The following is a 17132-nucleotide window of genomic DNA, read 5'->3' as shown; positions in this document are numbered from 1 at the left end:
GGCCGCACGTGCCGATGGCGGCCCCGACGACTCCTCGCCGGCTCCCTCGCCGGTTCCCCCGTCAGCTCCCCCATCAGCTCCCCCGTCAGCTCTTCGCCGGAGACGATTCGTCGAGGGGAACACGGAGGACGAAGCGGGCGCCGCCGTTGGGCGAGTCCTCGACGGACAACGTGCCGTGATGGGCGCGGGCGATCTCCTGGGCGATGGCCAGGCCCAGGCCCGTTCCGCCGTGGGCGCGGCTCCGAGCGGTGTCCAGCCGGGTGAACCGCAGGAAGACCCGCTCCCTGTCGGCCACGGGGATGCCCTCCCCGTCGTCGCTGACGATCAGCTCGGCGCCGTCGCCGGCCCGGCGGACGTCGACGGACACGGCGCCCTTGGCATGGCGCTGCGCGTTGTCCAGGAGATTGCACAGCGCCCGGCGCATCTGCCCGGGAACGACGCCGACCATGGTGCCGGCCTCCAGGCGGAGATGGGTCGGATGCCGGCCGGCCCGGGTGGAGACCTCTCCCTCGACCAGTTCGGCCAGGTCGAGGGAGACCCGGTTCTCCGGCGCATCGGTGCCCAGGCGGGCCAGGAGCAGCAGGTCCGCGGCGATCGCCTCCAGGCGGTCGACGTCGCCCAGCGCGTGGTCGAGCATCGCGTGGAGGTCGGTCGCGTCGAAATGGAGCACGGCGTCCTCCAACTGCGTACGGAGTCCCGCGATCGGGGTGCGCAGTTCGTGGGAGGCGTCGGAGGCGAACTGCCGCTGTTGCTCGAGCATCTGCTCCAGCCCGCGCTGAGCGTGGTCGAGCCGGCCGAGGGTGTTGTTGATCGTTCTGGCCAGCCGTGCGATCTCGTCCTCGCCGACCGGTTCGGGAACACGGCTGCTCAGGTCGTTGACGTTGATCGCGGCCAGCTCAGCCCTGATCGCCCCCACGGGGCGCAACGTCCGGCCGGTGACCTTCCAGGTCGCCCAGGCGGTGAGGAAGATCAGGCCGGCGACCTGGATCGCGAACAACGTGTCGAAGATCCCCGTGGACATCGGGCTGGACACCCGTTCGCCCACGTAGACGATGAACGGGCCCTGCAAGGCCGACGCCGTGTCCACGGTGCCGGGAGAGCCGCTGGGCGGGCCGTTCACGGCGGGCTTCACCGGAACGCTCGGCACGAGCACCGCTTCCAGCCGGACGCAGCCGACATGGGGAAGCCCACAGGTCTGCACGTCCAGGCGGGGTTCCTGCCTGGTCGGCCACGCGTCGGTCAACGGCGGAAGCGCCTTGGCGCCGATGGAGGATGCGACGACACGGTGGTCAGAGGCCACGACCTGGATGAGGTCGGCTCCCGTGACACGGGGAGTGATCGGATTCGTCAGATGTCCGGCGCGGATGTCCGCTGCCGTGATGACTGCCTGAGCGTGTGCGTGCTCCCACTCCATGTCGGTCAGCCGTTGCCGCGCCACCGCGGCCGCCGCCACTCCTCCGGGCACCAGCAACAGCACCGCGAAGAAGGTGATCAGGGCTGTCACTCGCCCCCTGATCGACCGCGGACGCAGCCGCAGATGTCGTAGCGACGGAGGCATAAGGTGCCGGCACACCCCCTCACGGGTCTCGCTCAGGATCTGGTTTTGGGGTCGGATCGTCGGATCGGCTCTGGGTCAGGAGCCGTCGTGTCCGCAGGGGTGAGGGATCTGACGGAGGGCTTCACGGCGGAACCGGTACTCGTCGTCGTCGATCTCGCCGTCGACGAACCTCCGGAACAACATGTCCTCTTCCCGAGATCCCGCTCCACGTCCGGAGACGGGAACCTTGGTACGGAGCACGGCTCCCACGCCACCGATGATCGCTACCCAGAACAGGACGCTGACGATGAGGAACAACGCTTCCTGTTCGCTGATCGCTATGCCGTAAAGAAACATCAGCTTGCTGTTCTCCCTTCTCGGCCCGGCGGCCCCCCAGCCGCGGAACGAGTCGCAGTGACGGCGGTGAGCGGTGGTAGGAAGGATCGAAACGTGGGGCCGCTGTCCCGCCGGCGGTGCTCGATGATCACTGTGCGTTCCACCGAAGTGGTGACCACGATGAATCTTGAGCTGTCGCCATGACCCAATAGTCCGCCACATGCCTCCTGACCTGCCAGGGTGCGTTCTGCCTGGGTGCACCACTGCCACCTTAAAAAGGACATAGCACCCTAAAGTGACTATGTGGACAGATCCAGTCTTCTCGGACAATTTCTCCGAGCTCGCCGTGAATGCACGGCAATCGAGGACGTCGGACTGTCACGCACGGGCCGACGCCGGACACCGGGACTTCGCCGGGAAGAGCTCGCGACCCTGGCCGGGGTCAGCACCGACTACAGGCTGTGGGAGCGCCACGACGTGCAGCCCAAGATCCAGGGGTCCAAGCTGTTCCACGTCCGCGGCATCGGCGACCTGAGGCTCAACTGCGAGACGTTCGCCGTCAACAGCGCGCCCGGCCAGCAGCTCATCATCTTCCAGGCCGAGCCGGGCAGCCGGTCGGAGCGCGCTCTCGACCTGCTGAACGCCCGTCGCCCATGACGCCACCCCGACAGGCTCGGCTCCAGCCCGTTCCCCACCGCCCGCGCCGGACCCCTGTGCCGCCGCGGTCTTCGTCGTGGCCGTGGGCCCGGCCGGAAGGAGACGGGTGAGGCCGGTGCTCCGCCCCCGTTCCATCCGCATGCGCTACACGATGATGGCGACGGCCCTGTCATTGCTTTTTCTGGTCACGATCGGCGTGAGCGTCGACCTGGCCACCCGGTACCGGGTCGAGGCCAACGCGTTCGAGGACACCAAGGCCGTGGCCAGCCAGTGGAGCGCGGCCGTGCGGAACGGCAGCGTGCCGCACACGTTGCCCTCCATGACCAGGGTCAACCTGATCCAGATCGTCGACGCGGACGGACGCATCCTGCAGGCCAGCAAGCAGGCATGGAACAGGCCTCCGATCAGCACGGTCCGCCCTCCGTCGAACGACCGGTTCCAGAACATCACCTCGTGTGAGCCCGGACACGAGTGCGTGTTGCTCATGGCGATCCGGGTGACGCCCGCCGCGAACTCGCCTGTCGTCTACGCCGGACTCCCCGAGCCGACCATCCTCGCCACCTGCTGGCTGGACTTGGGCCTGTTCGCGGGCATATTGCTGATCCTGACCTTCGTCGCCTGGGTCACCTGGACGCTGGTCGGCCGGACACTCCGTCCGGTGGAGACGATCCGTGCACGGATGTCGGAGATCACCGGCAGCGACCTCAGCCTGAGGGTGCCGCTGCCGCCCGGCAGGGACGAGATCGCGATGCTCGCGCGGACCGCCAACCAGACACTCGACCGGCTCGAAATCGCGGTCAAGCAGCAGCGCCGATTCGCCTCGGACGCCTCTCACGAACTGCGGACGCCCATCGCGGGCCTGCGCGTGGCCCTTGAGGACGCGATCGCTCATCCCGAGGACGTCGACGCGCAGGAGACCCTCCGGACGGCGCTGTCGACCACGAACCGGCTCGAGGCCATCGTCAGCGACCTGCTGGTGCTGGCCCGTCTGCGCGCCAGCGACCCGGAGCCGCCTGAGCCGATCGAGCTCGGCGCCTTGGCGAAGGAGGCGGTGACGGGCCGGATCGACACCGTGCCCGTGCATGTGAACGCGACCGGCGACGTACGGGTCAGCGGCTGCCGCATCCAGTTGATGCGGGTCATCGACAACCTGTTGAACAACGCCCGCCGCCATGCCGACAGCAGCGTCGAGGTGACCGTCGAGTCGGAGAACGGCCAGGCCGTCGTGAGCGTGACGGACGACGGCGCGGGCATCGCCCCCCGCGACCGCGAACGCGTCTTCGCCCGGTTCACCCGCCTGGACGACGCCCGTCGCCGCGACCCCGGCGGAACCGGCCTCGGGCTCGCGATCTCCCGTGAAATCGTCGAGGCCCACGGCGGCACGCTCAAAGTGGAGGACTCCCCCCGGGGCGCCCGATTCGTCATGCGCCTGAGTGCGATGACCGACAGCGGCCGGCCCGGCAACCGGCCATAGACCGGCCCTGGCACCCGGGCCGGCAAACAGGCTGGTCAACCGGGCTGGTCAACCGGGCTGAGAACCGACGGGGGAATTGACGCCGCTTGCTCCATGCCGCCTCCGCGATCTAATCTGAACTAGTCGTTCAGTTTAGTTTCATCGGCTTGATCGGCTGTCGGCTTGATCGGCTGAGGGTGAACTCCATGAGGAGGACGAGATGAGCGTCTGGTTCGTCACCGGAGCCTCACGAGGCTTCGGGAGCGAGATCGTCCGTGCGGCGCTCTCCCGCGGGCACCAGGTCGTCGCGACCGCCCGCGACAGCTCCCGGATACACGACCGCATATACGACCGGATACACGACCGGTTCCCCGGCGCGGACGACCGGCTTCTCCCCGTCGATCTGGACATCGTCGACGAGGCGCAGTCGCACGCGGCCGTCGCTCGTGCCGTACAGACGTTCGGGCGTATCGACGTCCTCGTCAACAACGCCGGGCGCGGCCTGCTCAGCGCGGTCGAAGAGGCGAGTGACGCCGCCGCCCGAGCGGTGTTCGACACCAACGTGTTCGGCACGCTCAACGTGCAGCGAGCGGTGTTGCCCGTGTTGCGCCGGCAGAAGTCCGGGCATGTGATCAACATCAGCTCGGTCGGCGGGTTCGCCGGCTCCCCCGGGTGGGGCATCTACTCCGCGACCAAGTTCGCGATGGAGGGATTCTCCGAGGCGATGAGCGCCGAGCTCGAACCGCTCGGGATCAAGGTCACCATCGTCGAGCCGGGCTATTTCCGCACCGACTTCCTCGACGCGAGCAGCCTGCACACCGAGACGGCTCAGATCTCCGACTACTCCGCCTCGTCAGGCGCCATGCGCCACAACGCGGTCATGGTCAACCATGTCCAGCGCGGCGATCCGGTCAAGGCCGCCGCGGCCATCGTCGACATCGCCGAGTCGCCCCGCGCGCCGTTGCGGCTGCAACTCGGCGCCGACTGCGTGGAACGGGTGGAGGAGAAGCTGGCGACCGTACGGCGCGAGCTCGACACCTGGCGTGCCGTGTCCGTCTCGACGGACCATCCCGATGTCGGCGCCGATGTCACCCGAGGCTGAGCCCGCGCGGGTACCCGAGGGGATCCTCGTGCACCCGACCGGCGCACGCAGCCGCCGGGTCCACGAGGCCGCGCTCCGAGCGACCTGCGACCTGCTCGACGAGGGCGGCCTCCCGGCCGTGACGGTCGACGCGATCGCCGAACGCTCGGGGGTCAGCAAGGCCACCCTCTACAAGCACTGGCCGTCGAAGACCGCCGTCGCGGCCGAGGCGTTCGGGCGTCGCATGGCCGAGACCGTTGCGCTGCCGGACACCGGTACGGCCCGCGGCGATCTCGCCGAGCAGGTCCGCCTGGTCAGCGCCTTCTACGCCAGTCCGGCGGGAACCGTGTTCGCCCAGCTCCTGGCCGCCTGTGTGAGCGACCCCGGCGCCGCGCCCTATTTCCGCGTCTACTTCCTGCACGGCAGGCGCGTGGCGATCGGGGTGCTGTGGGAGCGTGCCGTACGGCGTGGCGAGGTCGATCCGGCCATCGACGTGGAGACCGCCATCGACATCCTCTTCGGGCCCCTCGTCTTCCGGCTGATCTCCGGCCACCGTCCGCTCACCCCGGAGGAGGCCGACGCGATCAGCGGCGCGGCGCTCTACGGGCTGCTCAGGCACACCTCGACCGGCGCGGACTGAGCACCCGAGCACCCCTCACCCCGCACCCCGAGCGCCCTGGAGACCTTGAGGACCGGGCCCCGGTCTTCACAGAGCCCTGCGCGCGGGTGCGGCGACGGTCTGCTCGATCAGCAGCCGGGCCACATCCGGCAGGTGGCCGCGGCGTGCGTAGGCGGCGCGCTGGCGCGCCGCTCCGGAACCGACGCGCCGGATGGAATCCAGGGCGGCGGTCACCGTGCGCAGATCACCGCTGGCCGCGAGGCTCGGCCGTACCCGGTCGATCAACCTGCGGACCAGCCGCCAGGCGGGCACTCGGCTACCGGTGAGCAGGTCGAGCCCATGACCGTCCATGCCGTCCCGAGCCGCCCGCCAGAAGGCCGCCCGCAGCAGTGTCTGGTCGATCTGCGGTGCCGCGATCCCCGCCCGGACGTCGAGCACGGCGGTCGCGGCGAGCGCCCGGACGAGCGCGGCGAGCAGCACGGTCTCCTCCACCGTCGCGCAGACGTCGGCGGTGCGGAACTCCAGCGTGGGCACGTGATCGGAGATCCGGACCAGCCAGTACACCATGCCGCGATCCATGATCGCCCCGCTCGCCCGCAGGCCGGAGACGAGGCTCTCGTAGTGCCCGAACGAGTGGAAGAAGGGCGGCGGCTCCGCGCTCGGCCACCGGCCTATCAACATCGTCCGCCAACTGGCGTACCCGGTGTCGAGCTCGTCGGCGATCGGAGAGTTGACCGTCAGCGCCAGCAGCACCGGCAGCCACGGGCGCGTGTGGTTGCTGACCTGCACGGCCTCCTCGTGATCGTCCATCCCGATGTGAACGTGGCACCCGCAGACGCCCTGCCCGCGGATGACGGCGCGGAACTCCCGGGCGATGTCGTGGTAACGGGGAGACCGGCTCAACGGCGGGATCCCCACGTTCCCGCTGAGTGCCGTCCCGCAGGCGACCAGGCCCAGTCCGGACGCGGCGGCGGCCGACGCGGCCACCCTGCGCAATTCGAGCAGGTCGTCGCCGAGACGGTCCAGATCGGTGTGGACCTCGGAGTTGCTCTCGACCTGGAATCGGGTCAGCTCAGGGACCAGCCGGGCCGCGATGGAACCACGGACGCGCCCGCGGACGACATCGGCCCCGGGCACCACCCGTCCCGTCTCGGGGTCGAGCAGCAGGAACTCCTCCTCCACTCCCATGGTGAGCGCCGGGACGGGGGCCGCATGCGCGGCGACGGCAGGATGCGCCCTCGCACCGCGGGAGCGGACCGCCGTCGTCACGGCCGGACCCTTTCCCGCCGATCACCCGCTGTTCGGGCCGGCGCCGGCAGGCGCACGACTTGCCGTGATCGCATCTCGATCTCTCTTCCGGATTGATGGAACCGGTCATGCGGGCGTCATGTCCGCGTCGCTCCCCCAGGTGCCGGTGTACGGCGGAACCCGCGGTGTCCGGACGTGATGTCGCGCCTCCCAGACGCATGCACCGACGACATCGAAGGCGTCGGCGGCATCGCGATTACTTCACCTACCGCGCCCTTATCCCGACCGAGGGCGGCAAATCACCCAAAAGCTCAAAGATGACGCCAAACCACTGCTCCGTCTGCTGCCGGATCTCTGCCGGATCTCTGCCGGCGACCCGCGGCCGGATCCGGAGAGTGACGACCGGCAGAGCCCGACGCGGTCCGGCGGGCCGGGCCCGAGGAGGAGAGGAATGAGGGGATGCGGCACGCTCGCGTGGACACACAGGTCCATTTCCTCCGGATGTTCACGCAGTGACCCGGCCGACGGATCCGAAATCGTGCGATATCTCAGCACTTAATCGCACACGGGTTCTGGGCCGATCGCGAGGATTCACTGCGGATTCAATGGGACTCGGCTTCGGATTCGCGTCCGATTCTCTTCGGCCATCTCCTCGGCCGTTCGCTCGGCCATTCGCTCGGCCGTCCCCGACTCGGGCTGGGCACAGCCGCACCCGACCACGCACAGCCGCCGCCTAACGGGCATTCATGGGGCATCCGCCGAACACCGGAACGGAAGGAACGCACCTGCCGGCGGTCCACCCGGCGGTTCATCTATGGGAAGTCGCCCACGACTCTGTGAAACGACTCCCACGGCCTTGGCGGCGGGCCCTGGTCAAGCGTTGGCGTTGGTCCTCATTATCGTCGCGATCCCGTAAATCGGACCGTTTGGAGGACCTGCTCGGCTTAACCTAGGGCCCGCGGCCACAGGTACGTCACCAGCGCTACTTGAGGTATGCCCATGACGCGGCGGCAACCGCGATCAGAATGCAGAGGCGGATGGTCCGGGGCGTGCTGTCGACCACGTCCCGGACCACTCTCGCCACCTCTCCTATCCAGGAGCCGTACTCCGGGTCGCGACCCCGCCCGTCACGACCGCGCCCCCCGCTTTCGCGAGGCCGAATAACCGTCATTGTGGCCTCCCCCGATATGCTCTATTCGCGGCTTGTGACCACGAATACGGTTAAAGGTCCAACCGGGAACTCCATTCCATTGGGGTCTGCCCGCAAGCCACGGAAAATACCGCCACCTCGGCCGACCCGGCTGGAGGGGATTCCGGACCTTCCATTTCATGGTCACAGGTAACACACCGTGTACGCAATGGATTCGAGCGGCATTCTAGGGTCCATACGCAGAGTGACGACAAAATCACAAGACGTCTATCTACTTACGTCCACCTTTGTCCCGGAAAAGGGTGATTTCGTGTCCGAAATGTCCGTCGGCCTTTTCCGGAAATTGGGATAACGACGCGACACGCCGTTGCCTGACGGTGAGGGAGGGCAGAACGTCCCCCCGTCACCCTGCGTGGATCCACCCAATGCCCCGCCGCATGATCGGCAGCCCCGTAACGCGCGCCGTTTCACGTCGAAACGGCCACCCGCAAAGGACTTCGCCACGAGATGAGGCGCGCCCGCGTCCGCGAAGTCCAATCGCTTCGGCTATCCGGTGAAACCCGTGAAGCGAGCCCCCTGCTCACGACGTAGCGATTGGCTCAATAACACACAGTGACCATTCCGGCACACACAGACACCGGAATGGTAGCCGTACAGTAACCGGCCCCTTTCGCGGCTCGCTACGTTTACGCCCGGTTAATTGAACCTCGCAATCGTGCCTACGTAGCCGGAACATGATCTACCTTCCGGCGGGACGAAGGGGCACACAGCATGAGCCACGGGCACACGCACCCGCACGGTCACTCACACGGTCATTCGCACGACGACGAGCACGGGCACACCCACGAGCACGCCGCCGACCAGGGCGACATGGCGCCGGTCGTCGACATGTCGATCCCGGACTCGGAACTCTCCCCCGGTCAGGTGTCGCGCCGTCAGATGTTCCGGCGCGCCGGACTGCTCGGCGCGGGGATCACCGCCGCCGGAGTCCTCGGGACGCCTGGCCAGGCGGCCGCCGACTCCGGCAAGTCCTACGGCCGCAGCAACTGCGAGCCCCGGGACGGTTATCTGTGGCTGGCGGGCGACCACCACATCCACACGCAGCACAGCTCGGACGGCATGTACCGGGTGATCGACCACGTGCAGCACGCCAACGCGTACGGCCTGGACTGGATGGTCATCACCGACCACGGCAGCGTCGCGCACGCCAAGATCGGTGTCGACAAGGTCAACCCCGACATCGTCGCGGCCCGCAAGGTCATCAAGGACACCCTGGTCTTCCAGGGCCTGGAGTGGAACATTCCGGGCGCCGAGCACGGCACGGTCTTCGTGGCCCCCGGCCGCAACGAGGTCGCCACGCTGAAGGAGTTCGAGAACTCCTTCGACGGCTCGGTCAAGAACGCGACCGCCAGCACGCCGCAGAACGAGGCCCTCGCGATCGCCGGCCTCAACTTCCTCGCCGAGGCGGTCAAGAAGCGCCGCGTCGACGACGCGCTGTTCCTCGCCAACCACCCCGCCCGCAAGGGCCTCGACTCGCCGCACGAGATCCGCGGCTGGCGGGACGCTCAGCCGTCGATCGCGGTCGGCATGGAGGGCGCTCCCGGCCACCAGGCCGCGGGCATCCCCAAGCCGAACGGCCCCGGCAGTGGCCGCGGCTTCTACGACAGCACCCCGAGCGCGGACTCCTGGCCCGGCTACCCGGCGGAGAGCTACAAGACCTTCGGCGGCTTCGACTGGATGACCTCGACCGTCGGCGGTCTGTGGGACAGCCTCCTGGCCGAGGGCAAGACCTGGTGGATCACGGCGAACTCCGACGCCCACACGGTGTACCAGGACACCAGCCTCCGCGGCCCGAACAGCGACTTCGAGGCCAACGGCCGGTACAACGACCCGGTCTACGGCGGCGGCCCCGTCCTCACCCAGGGTGACTTCTGGCCGGGCTACTACAGCCGGACCCACGTGGGCGCCACGGACTTCGGCTACGGCGCGGTCATGGACGCCATGCGCGCCGGCCGCATCTGGGTCGACCACGGTGGCCTGATCAGCGGCCTGATCGTCCGCGCCCGTACGTCGGACACCCGCGGCGTGACCCTCGGCGGCGCGCTGCACGTCCGCCAGGGGTCCAAGGTCGAGGTCTCCATCGAGATCACGCTGGCGAACCGTCCCAACTGGGCCCAGGTCATCCCGACCCTGGCTCGGGTGGACGTCATCCAGGGCGACGTGACCGGCCCGGCGTCCAACAAGGACACCTTCACCACGCCGAAGACCAAGGTCGTCAAGTCCTTCGAGGTCAACAAGAACACCGGCACCGTCAGCTTCACGTACAACGTCGGCGCGGTCGACCGCCCCATCTACGTGCGTCTGCGCGGCACCGACGGCAACCGCACCGCTCCCGGCCTGCTCGGGGCGTCGGTCGACCCGAACGGCCCAGCGATCGACGTCTTCGGTGACGCCGACCCGTGGAAGGACCTCTGGTTCTACAGCAACCCGATCTGGATCCTGCCCCGCCGATGACGACGCCGATGATCCTGGGCATCGACTCCGGATCACGGACGGTCACCGAGGCCGAGCACCTTCTCCACACTGTGGTGGAGGTGCTCGGCCTGCCGTCCGACGTGGTCGGATGCACCCATTTCGTGTCCGCGGGGATGCCTCATGTGGCCTGCTCCGTGACCGTCCCCACCTCGGTCGACCTGGCCCTCCTCCCGGAGGGCGTGTCCGCCTCGCTGGGCGAGAGCCGTACGGGCTCGAACCCGGACGGCGCGGCGCTCGCGGCGGCGGCGCACGCGTCGCGGGCGAGCGGCCGGATCGTCATGTTCCCCGGCAGGGACGATCTCGTCGGCACGGTGACGGTCGGTGAGCTGGTCGAACGGTCGGCCGTCGCGAAAGTCCGCGTGCTCGCGCAGTCGGAGCCGGCGGACGACGCCCTGGCGGTGGCGACCAACGACTTCGTCCGGCCCGTGTGGGAGGACGGCGTGATGACCCTCCTCACCATGCCGGCCTCGGGCGGGACGCTGATGCCGGCGGAAGTACCCAACCCGACGCCCTGCTGCGGCGACCACGGCTGAGGGCGCACGGCTGACGGCGCACGCCGAAAACCAGGTGATCTTCGCTGGACTACGCGGTAGAACTGTCCGTCCGGTACGACCGGGACGAACGGTTCACGAAGCGGAGGAGATCACAGTGGCACGACACAAGGGCGACGAGAGCGACAGAGGCATCGGGGGCGACGGAGGCGTCGATCTGGGGACGGTCTCCGATCTGGTGACGCCGATGGCGGTGCGCGTGGCGGCGACCCTGCGCATCGCCGACCACATCGCCGAGGGGCGGCGGACGGCGAAGGACCTGTCGGAGGCCGTGAACGCCGACGCGGACGCGCTCGAACGGCTGCTGCGGCACCTCGCGACGGCGGACGTGCTGGTCAGGGACGAATCGGGCGCGTACTCGCTCGCTCCGCTGGGCGAGTCTCTTCGTGCCGGGGGCCTTCGCGAGATGCTCGACCTCGAAGGCGCGATCGGCCGCGCCGACCTGTCGTTCGCCCACCTGCTGCACAGCGTCAGGACGGGCGGACCGGCCTTTCCCGAGCAGTTCGGCCGTCCCTTCTGGGATGATCTGGCCGCCGATCCGGTCCGCACCGCCTCCTATGACGCCCAGATGGGCGTCGACGTGGCGGCGTGGGCGCCACCGATCATCTCGGCGTACGACTGGGGATCGCTGGGGCACGTGATCGATGTCGGCGGTGGGAACGGCACCCTGATGGCGGCACTGCTGCGGGCCTACCCCACGCTGCGCGGCACGGTGTTCGACCAGTCTGAGACCGCCGCGGCCGCGCGGGCCACCCTGGCCGCCGCCGGCCTCGCCGACCGGAGCGACGTCGCCGCCGGCGACTTCTTCGAAGCCCTGCCGCCGGGCGCCGACGGGTACCTTCTGTCAGCGATCATCCATGACTGGGACGACGACGCGGCCCGGGCGATCCTGCGGTCCTGCGCGAAGGCGGCCGGCGCCAAGGGATCCGTCTTCGTCGTCGAGAAGACCGGCACCGACGGCGAATCGGTGATCACCGCCATGGACCTGCGGATGCTCGTCTACTTCGGCGGCAAGGAGCGCGGCGTCGCCGAACTCTCCGCCCTGGGGGAATCCGCCGGCCTCACGACGATCGCCGTCCATCCGGCCGGGACGCTGTCGATCGTCGAACTGGCCGTACGGTAGCCCGCTCAGGCGCCGAGATCCCTCGCGACGTTGTCCAGGCAGTGGGCCAGCGACGCGATCCGCTCCTCGGTCACCGGCTGGCCGGAGAGCACTCCCGGGATGTCCTCCCGCCGTACGATCACCAGCGTGCGGTGCGGCTTCACGCCTTCCGCCTGAACTCCCTCTTCAATCTCCCGCATCTCCCGCTCGATCTCGCCAAGGGAGCGGATCACGCATTCCCCCCGGACGAAGACCAGCGCCACGTCCGGATCAGGGGACTCGATCAACTGCCTGACACATTCCTGATCGACGAGTGACATCGGAGCGCTCCCTTCGTGTGTGGCAGGCCCGCGACTACGGAGTACGGCAGCTCTCGGCCGGAGATCCACACGCCCTCGGGCGTGACCGGCTACCGCCGCCGTCCGTCACCACCGGCCGGCTCCTTCATCCAGTCCTGCAGTCCTGAGACCGACGCGAGCGGCGGGGTGGCCGTCCCCGCCCCCGCGTGCATGCCCTGGATCAGCTCGCTCAGGGCCTCCGTGGCCGTACGGCGAGGGCGCCAGCCGAGCTCGGTCCGGGCGCGGGTCACGTCCATGAGGGGAATCCGCAGGGCCATCTCGACCAGGCCCGGTGACGCCGGGATCAGGTGCAGATGCCAGCCGGCGGCGATCACCGATCTGGCCAGCCACGGCGGCACGGGCACGCGGCGTGCGCCGAACAACTCGGCCAGGACTTCGGGATCGATGACGGGGTCCGCGGCGAGGTTGAACGCGCCGGAGACAGGCCGGGTCACAGCCAGGCGGTAGGCCTGGCCGGCGTCGTCGGAATGCAGTGCCTGGATCCGGAGCCCGGGGATGTCCGGGATCAACGGGATCAGCCCCGGCCGTACCAGCCCCTGGGGCAGCAACGGGCCCGCGAACAGCCGCCGCTGCTCGGTGGCCGATTCCCGCTTGAAGGTGAACCCGGGGCGCATGCGGACGACCCGGATGCCGGGGTGATCGTGCTCGAAGACGTCGAGGACTCGTTCGAGGTAGGCCTTCTCCCTCGCGTACGCCGCGTTGGGCCAGCCGTGGGTGGGCCAGGTCTCGTCGACCGGGCCGTCCTTCGGCCCCGGCGAGTAGGCGCCGACCGACGACGCGTGGACGAGCGCGCCCACTCCCGCCGTCGCCGCGGCCCGGAAGACACGCATGCTGCCGAGGACGTTGGTCCTCCAGGTCGTCACCGGATCATGGGTCGGCTGGAACACCCAGGCCAGATGGATCACCGCGTCCGCCCCGGCGAAGATCTCCGTGACGTCGTCCTTGCTCACGTCCGCCGTTCGCCAGGAGGTCTTGCCTGGTCGCCACTCAGGCTGCCGTCGCGCGACCCCGACGATCGAGGTGACAGAGGGCTCGGACTCGAGGGCCGAAACCACGCTGGTCCCGACGTTCCCGGTGGCGCCGACCACAATAATCCGCATAAACAATCCGTTTCCCGGTCAATAGGTCGACAAACGGACAGCGGCTCGCGTGGCATGGCGCTTCGGCGCGCCGCCTGAATGATCGCTCACCCCTGGCGCTCATCATTCGCGCCGGGGCGTCCCGTCTCCACGTGGAACGGACCGCCCCGCGCTGGCCCACCCGCGGGCCCCTACTCCGCGTGCGGCGGCCAGCCCCGCACTGGCCCACCCGCGGGCCACGCCTCCCGAAGGCCACCTCCCGGCAGGGCGAACTCGCAGGTCACCTCACTTCACCTCACTGGCATTTCGCCCATTGCGGGCCAGACGAAAGGTTGCACTTGGACAATCAGGGGGAATCCAGTGGTGGTACGGGAATACCGATACTCAGGAGGATCAAGTTCTCATTTATGGTCAGAGAGGCGGCAGGGAAAGATGGCTCAGATCGTCGGTGGCGGACGCCCCGTCAATGACGCCGAACGAAGGGTCATCGCGCACCTGCGAGACAACGCCCCTGACGATTGGCTGTTGCTCCACAACATCGAGATCCCACGCGGCGCGGACCTGTTCGAGGTCGACCTCGTCGTGCTCACCGGCCACTCGCTCTGCGTCATCGACGTCAAGGGCGCACGCGGCCGCTTCGAAGTGGCGGGCACTCGATGGTTCCCCCAGCACAGGGAGGCGTTCGGATCCCCTGTGGCCAAACTCAGAGGGACGGCCCGGGCGCTCAAGGGCGTCCTGATCGACGAACACCGCGAACTCGAGCGGCTGTACGTGGACAACATCGTCGTGCTGACCGCCCCCGGCGCCGTCCTGATCGACCCCAGTGGCCGCGACGCACGGCACGTCACCGATCTGGCCGGGCTGGTCACCATCTTGAGCGACGTCTCCCGCGTACGGCACGGCTGCAGCCGCGACGCCACGCCGTACCGGACCGCGGTCATCGAGGCGCTCAACGGAACCGTGCGCCGGCCCACGGCGCCGCCTCGGTACGGCAACTGGGAGGTCGAGGAGCAGCTCGGCGGAGACAGCAGGGTCACCGAATACCGCGCGGTCAACGCCACGGCCCCGACCAGCGAGACCGTCCTGCTCCGGGTCTATCGGGCCGATCCGATGGCGGAGCAGCAACGTCGCGCGGCGGAGCAGCGGCGCATCGCCAACGCCTATCAGTCACTCGCCAAGATCCCACCGCATCCGTGCGTCGTACGCTCCCGCGACTTCTTCGCGATCGACGACGAGAGCAGGTTCGTCCTCGTTCTCGACGACGTCCACGGCCAGGCGCTGCACCTGCACCTCACCGGGCACCCGCTGACGACCGAAGCCAAGCTCGACGTGCTCGAGGACATGCTGCTCGGGCTCGCCCACGTCCATGCCAACAAGGTCATCCATCGGGCTCTCACGCCGGCCTGCGTGCTCGTCACCGAGAACAGCCGTGCGATTCTGACCGGCTTCGACTACGCCAAGCCGGGGCCGCGCAAACACACGGTCGCCCAGGAGCTCCCCAACATCCTCGACACCCACTACGTGGCTCCGGAATGCCGGGCCAGACCCGACCGGATGACTCCGGCGTCCGACGTGTACTCGGCGGGCGTGATCGCCTTCCAATTGCTCACCGGTCAGCTCCCCTTTCCCGATCCGGACGGAGAGGCCGACGGCGGCCAGGTTCCGCCCGAGGTCATGGACCTGGTGCGGCGCATGCGCGACCACACGCCGTCGAAACGGCCGGACGCCGCGACGGCCCGCCTCGAGCTCCGCCAAGCCCGCAATGCCCAGATCGACAATCGGCGCTTCGGGGATCCCCAGACGGGCAGGCGCCGTACGGTCGCGATGGAGCGGCTTCGAGGCGCGATGCGTCGTGTCTTCCGTCGGTGACCGTTTCTCCGGTCGATCTTCTGATTCTCCGGTCGTTCTTCTGAGGGCAGGCTGTTCACCCCTGGAGCCCGTCTTTCCTGGCGTTCGCCGTTCTTGCGCTCGCGGCCCATGCCGTGGCTGTCCGCGCCTGCTGTCCGGGCCGTTGGATGCGGGCGGAGCATGTCGGGACCTTGGCCCCTACAGCGGCCGCCGGGACCGCGGTTAGCGTGATCACATGATTCGCGTCTTCCTCGTGGACGATCACGAGGTCGTCCGGCGGGGCGTCGCGGCGCTCCTCGAGTCCGAGCCGGACATCGAGGTCGCCGGCGAGGCGGCCACCGCCGAGTCGGCGATGGCGCGGATCCCGGCGCTGAAGCCGGACGTCGTGGTGCTCGACGTGCGGCTTCCCGACGGAAGCGGCGTCGACGTGTGCCGGGACGTTCGCTCCAAGGTGCCGGATCTGGCCTGCCTGATCCTGACGTCGTTCGCTGACGACGACGCGCTGTTCAACGCCGTGATGGCAGGCGCGGCGGGATATGTGCTCAAGCAGATCCACGGATCGGATCTCGTGGGCGCGGTGCGAACCGTGGCCGCGGGGCAGTCACTACTCGACCCGCACACCACAGCGACCATGCTGAGGCGCCTGCGCGACCAGGCCACGAAGAAGGACCCGCTGGCCGCCCTCTCCGACCAGGAACGGCACATCCTGGAGCTGATCGGTGAGGGTCTCACCAACCGGCAGATCGGTGAACGGCTCTTCCTCGCGGAGAAGACCGTCAAGAACTACGTGTCCAATCTGTTGAGCAAGCTCAGCATGCAGCGCCGTACGCAGGCGGCCGCGCTGGCCGCCCGATTGAAGGCCGATCGACAGGAATGACGGGACCTTCGCCCCTTATCCGTATCGCTCTTGATCGAGCAGGCTTGCTCGCATGAAGCTCGACTCGGCCGGCCTGGAGATCCTCTCGCGGGACGAGTGCTTGGATCTGCTGGCATCGACCCCGATCGGCAGGATCGTCTTCACCGATCGCGCTCTCCCCGCCGTGCAGCCGGTGGCCTTCTGCCTGATCGACGGCAACGTCGTCATCCGCACCACCATCGGCTCCAAGGTCGCGGGCGCCGCGAAGAACTCCATCGTGGCCTTCGAGGTGGACGACTTCGACGCCGCCATGCGGGTCGGCTGGTCGGTGACCGCCATCGGACATGCGCGTGCAGTGGTGGAACCCGATGAGATCTCCCGGCTGTCCCTGCTCCCCCTGACGCCCTGGGCACCCAGAAGTCATGATCATTTCATCCACTTCATCGTGATGGCGCCGGAGGAGATCTCCGGACGCCGAGTACGCAATTGATCAGAACGCCAGGGGGTTCTTGATCGGTCGCCGCTGTGTGGACGCTTCCCGCCTGATCAGCCTGATCAGCCTGATCAGGAGGGATCAGCTGACGGACCCGATGGCCCTGACGGCCTCGATGGCGTACCGGCGGTGGCGCCGGTTGAGGCTCTGTCCGAGGCTCCGCCTGAGGCACCGTCCGAGGCCCTGTCCGAGGCTTTTCCGGGAGCGGTGCGTGGCCGGCGGTGGCGG

The 17132-nt window shown here is 68.7% G+C and carries 15 protein-coding genes; 10 read left to right on the top strand and 5 right to left on the bottom strand.

Going from position 1 to position 17132, the window contains the following annotated elements:
* Window positions 1–85: 85 nt before the first annotated feature.
* Window positions 86–1504, bottom strand: coding sequence for a sensor histidine kinase (locus Psi02_RS31325; protein WP_203979449.1), 1419 nt, complete (start codon window positions 1502–1504; stop codon window positions 86–88).
* A 129-nt stretch (window positions 1505–1633) separates the two neighbouring features.
* On the bottom strand, window positions 1634–1894 hold the full coding sequence (locus Psi02_RS31320) for an SHOCT domain-containing protein (protein ID WP_203955072.1): 261 nt from the start codon (window positions 1892–1894) through the stop codon (window positions 1634–1636).
* 282 nt (window positions 1895–2176) lie between these two features.
* Here Psi02_RS31320 and Psi02_RS31315 point away from each other — a divergent pair, with 282 nt between their 5' ends.
* The 4 genes from Psi02_RS31315 (at window position 2177) to Psi02_RS31300 (ending at window position 5704) form a co-directional block, all read left to right on the top strand.
* On the top strand, window positions 2177–2530 hold the full coding sequence (locus Psi02_RS31315; RefSeq protein WP_203979448.1) for an MmyB family transcriptional regulator: 354 nt from the start codon (window positions 2177–2179) through the stop codon (window positions 2528–2530).
* Window positions 2531–2636: 106 nt separating this feature from the next.
* Window positions 2637–4004: a sensor histidine kinase gene (locus Psi02_RS31310; protein WP_239095313.1), complete on the top strand. Its 1368-nt coding sequence runs from the start codon at window positions 2637–2639 to the stop codon at window positions 4002–4004.
* Window positions 4005–4203: 199 nt separating this feature from the next.
* A complete protein-coding gene (locus tag Psi02_RS31305) occupies window positions 4204–5085 on the top strand; it encodes an oxidoreductase (protein WP_203979447.1) in 882 nt (293 codons plus the stop codon).
* Window positions 5069–5704, top strand: a complete 636-nt coding sequence (locus tag Psi02_RS31300) for a TetR/AcrR family transcriptional regulator (protein WP_203979446.1) — start codon at window positions 5069–5071, stop codon at window positions 5702–5704. The genes Psi02_RS31305 and Psi02_RS31300 overlap by 17 nt, the downstream gene beginning before the upstream one ends.
* Window positions 5705–5770: 66 nt before the next feature.
* On the opposite strand, the gene Psi02_RS31295 is transcribed toward Psi02_RS31300, so the two are convergent.
* A complete protein-coding gene (locus Psi02_RS31295; protein ID WP_203979445.1) occupies window positions 5771–6952 on the bottom strand; it encodes a carboxylate-amine ligase in 1182 nt (393 codons plus the stop codon).
* Window positions 6953–8852: 1900 nt separating this feature from the next.
* Here Psi02_RS31295 and Psi02_RS31290 point away from each other — a divergent pair.
* The 3 genes from Psi02_RS31290 to Psi02_RS31280 all read left to right on the top strand — a co-directional run bounded on the left by Psi02_RS31290 (window position 8853) and on the right by Psi02_RS31280 (window position 12290).
* A complete protein-coding gene (locus Psi02_RS31290) occupies window positions 8853–10595 on the top strand; it encodes a PHP domain-containing protein (protein ID WP_203979444.1) in 1743 nt (580 codons plus the stop codon).
* Entirely contained in the window at window positions 10592–11149 is a 558-nt protein-coding gene (locus tag Psi02_RS31285; RefSeq protein WP_203979443.1) for a hypothetical protein, read from the top strand. The genes Psi02_RS31290 and Psi02_RS31285 overlap by 4 nt, the downstream gene beginning before the upstream one ends.
* A 115-nt stretch (window positions 11150–11264) precedes the next feature.
* Window positions 11265–12290, top strand: coding sequence for a methyltransferase (locus Psi02_RS31280; protein ID WP_239095312.1), 1026 nt, complete (start codon window positions 11265–11267; stop codon window positions 12288–12290).
* Between the two features lie 5 nt (window positions 12291–12295).
* On the opposite strand, the gene Psi02_RS31275 is transcribed toward Psi02_RS31280, so the two are convergent.
* Window positions 12296–12589 carry a hypothetical protein gene (locus Psi02_RS31275; protein ID WP_203979442.1) on the bottom strand — a complete coding sequence of 98 codons (294 nt, stop codon included), beginning with the start codon at window positions 12587–12589 and terminating at the stop codon, window positions 12296–12298.
* Between the two features lie 89 nt (window positions 12590–12678).
* The gene (locus tag Psi02_RS31270) at window positions 12679–13728 is read right to left on the bottom strand and encodes an NAD-dependent epimerase/dehydratase family protein (protein ID WP_203979441.1); all 1050 of its coding nucleotides are present in this window, start codon (window positions 13726–13728) and stop codon (window positions 12679–12681) included.
* 411 nt (window positions 13729–14139) lie between these two features.
* Here Psi02_RS31270 and mads6 point away from each other — a divergent pair, with 411 nt between their 5' ends.
* From mads6 to Psi02_RS31255, 3 genes are all read left to right on the top strand, one after another.
* Window positions 14140–15576 carry a methylation-associated defense system protein kinase MAD6 gene (gene mads6, locus Psi02_RS31265; RefSeq protein ID WP_203979440.1) on the top strand — a complete coding sequence of 479 codons (1437 nt, stop codon included), beginning with the start codon at window positions 14140–14142 and terminating at the stop codon, window positions 15574–15576.
* 214 nt (window positions 15577–15790) lie between these two features.
* Window positions 15791–16432, top strand: coding sequence for a response regulator transcription factor (locus Psi02_RS31260; protein ID WP_203979439.1), 642 nt, complete (start codon window positions 15791–15793; stop codon window positions 16430–16432).
* 52 nt (window positions 16433–16484) lie between these two features.
* On the top strand, window positions 16485–16901 hold the full coding sequence (locus Psi02_RS31255) for a pyridoxamine 5'-phosphate oxidase family protein (protein ID WP_203979438.1): 417 nt from the start codon (window positions 16485–16487) through the stop codon (window positions 16899–16901).
* The last annotated feature ends 231 nt before the right edge of the window (window positions 16902–17132 follow it).

Origin of the sequence: Planotetraspora silvatica (assembly GCF_016863315.1) — a bacterium.
In the GTDB taxonomy this organism is placed as follows: Bacteria; Actinomycetota; Actinomycetes; order Streptosporangiales; family Streptosporangiaceae; genus Planotetraspora; species Planotetraspora silvatica.
The sequence above is the reverse complement of the archived record's forward strand: the minus strand, read 5'-3'. Positions and strand labels throughout refer to the sequence as shown.

What these genes read in the sequence shown, in the direction of transcription:
- Psi02_RS31260 (WP_203979439.1), top strand. Translation starts at nt 15,791, where the DNA reads ATGATTCGCGTCTTCCTCGTGGACGATCACGAGGTCGTCCGGCGGGGC.
- mads6 (WP_203979440.1), top strand. Translation starts at nt 14,140, where the DNA reads ATGGCTCAGATCGTCGGTGGCGGACGCCCCGTCAATGACGCCGAACGA.
- Psi02_RS31320 (WP_203955072.1), bottom strand. Translation starts at nt 1,894, where the DNA reads ATGTTTCTTTACGGCATAGCGATCAGCGAACAGGAAGCGTTGTTCCTC.
- Psi02_RS31300 (WP_203979446.1), top strand. Translation starts at nt 5,069, where the DNA reads ATGTCACCCGAGGCTGAGCCCGCGCGGGTACCCGAGGGGATCCTCGTG.
- Psi02_RS31255 (WP_203979438.1), top strand. Translation starts at nt 16,485, where the DNA reads ATGAAGCTCGACTCGGCCGGCCTGGAGATCCTCTCGCGGGACGAGTGC.
- Psi02_RS31270 (WP_203979441.1), bottom strand. Translation starts at nt 13,728, where the DNA reads ATGCGGATTATTGTGGTCGGCGCCACCGGGAACGTCGGGACCAGCGTG.
- Psi02_RS31305 (WP_203979447.1), top strand. Translation starts at nt 4,204, where the DNA reads ATGAGCGTCTGGTTCGTCACCGGAGCCTCACGAGGCTTCGGGAGCGAG.
- Psi02_RS31290 (WP_203979444.1), top strand. Translation starts at nt 8,853, where the DNA reads ATGAGCCACGGGCACACGCACCCGCACGGTCACTCACACGGTCATTCG.
- Psi02_RS31275 (WP_203979442.1), bottom strand. Translation starts at nt 12,589, where the DNA reads ATGTCACTCGTCGATCAGGAATGTGTCAGGCAGTTGATCGAGTCCCCT.
- Psi02_RS31285 (WP_203979443.1), top strand. Translation starts at nt 10,592, where the DNA reads ATGACGACGCCGATGATCCTGGGCATCGACTCCGGATCACGGACGGTC.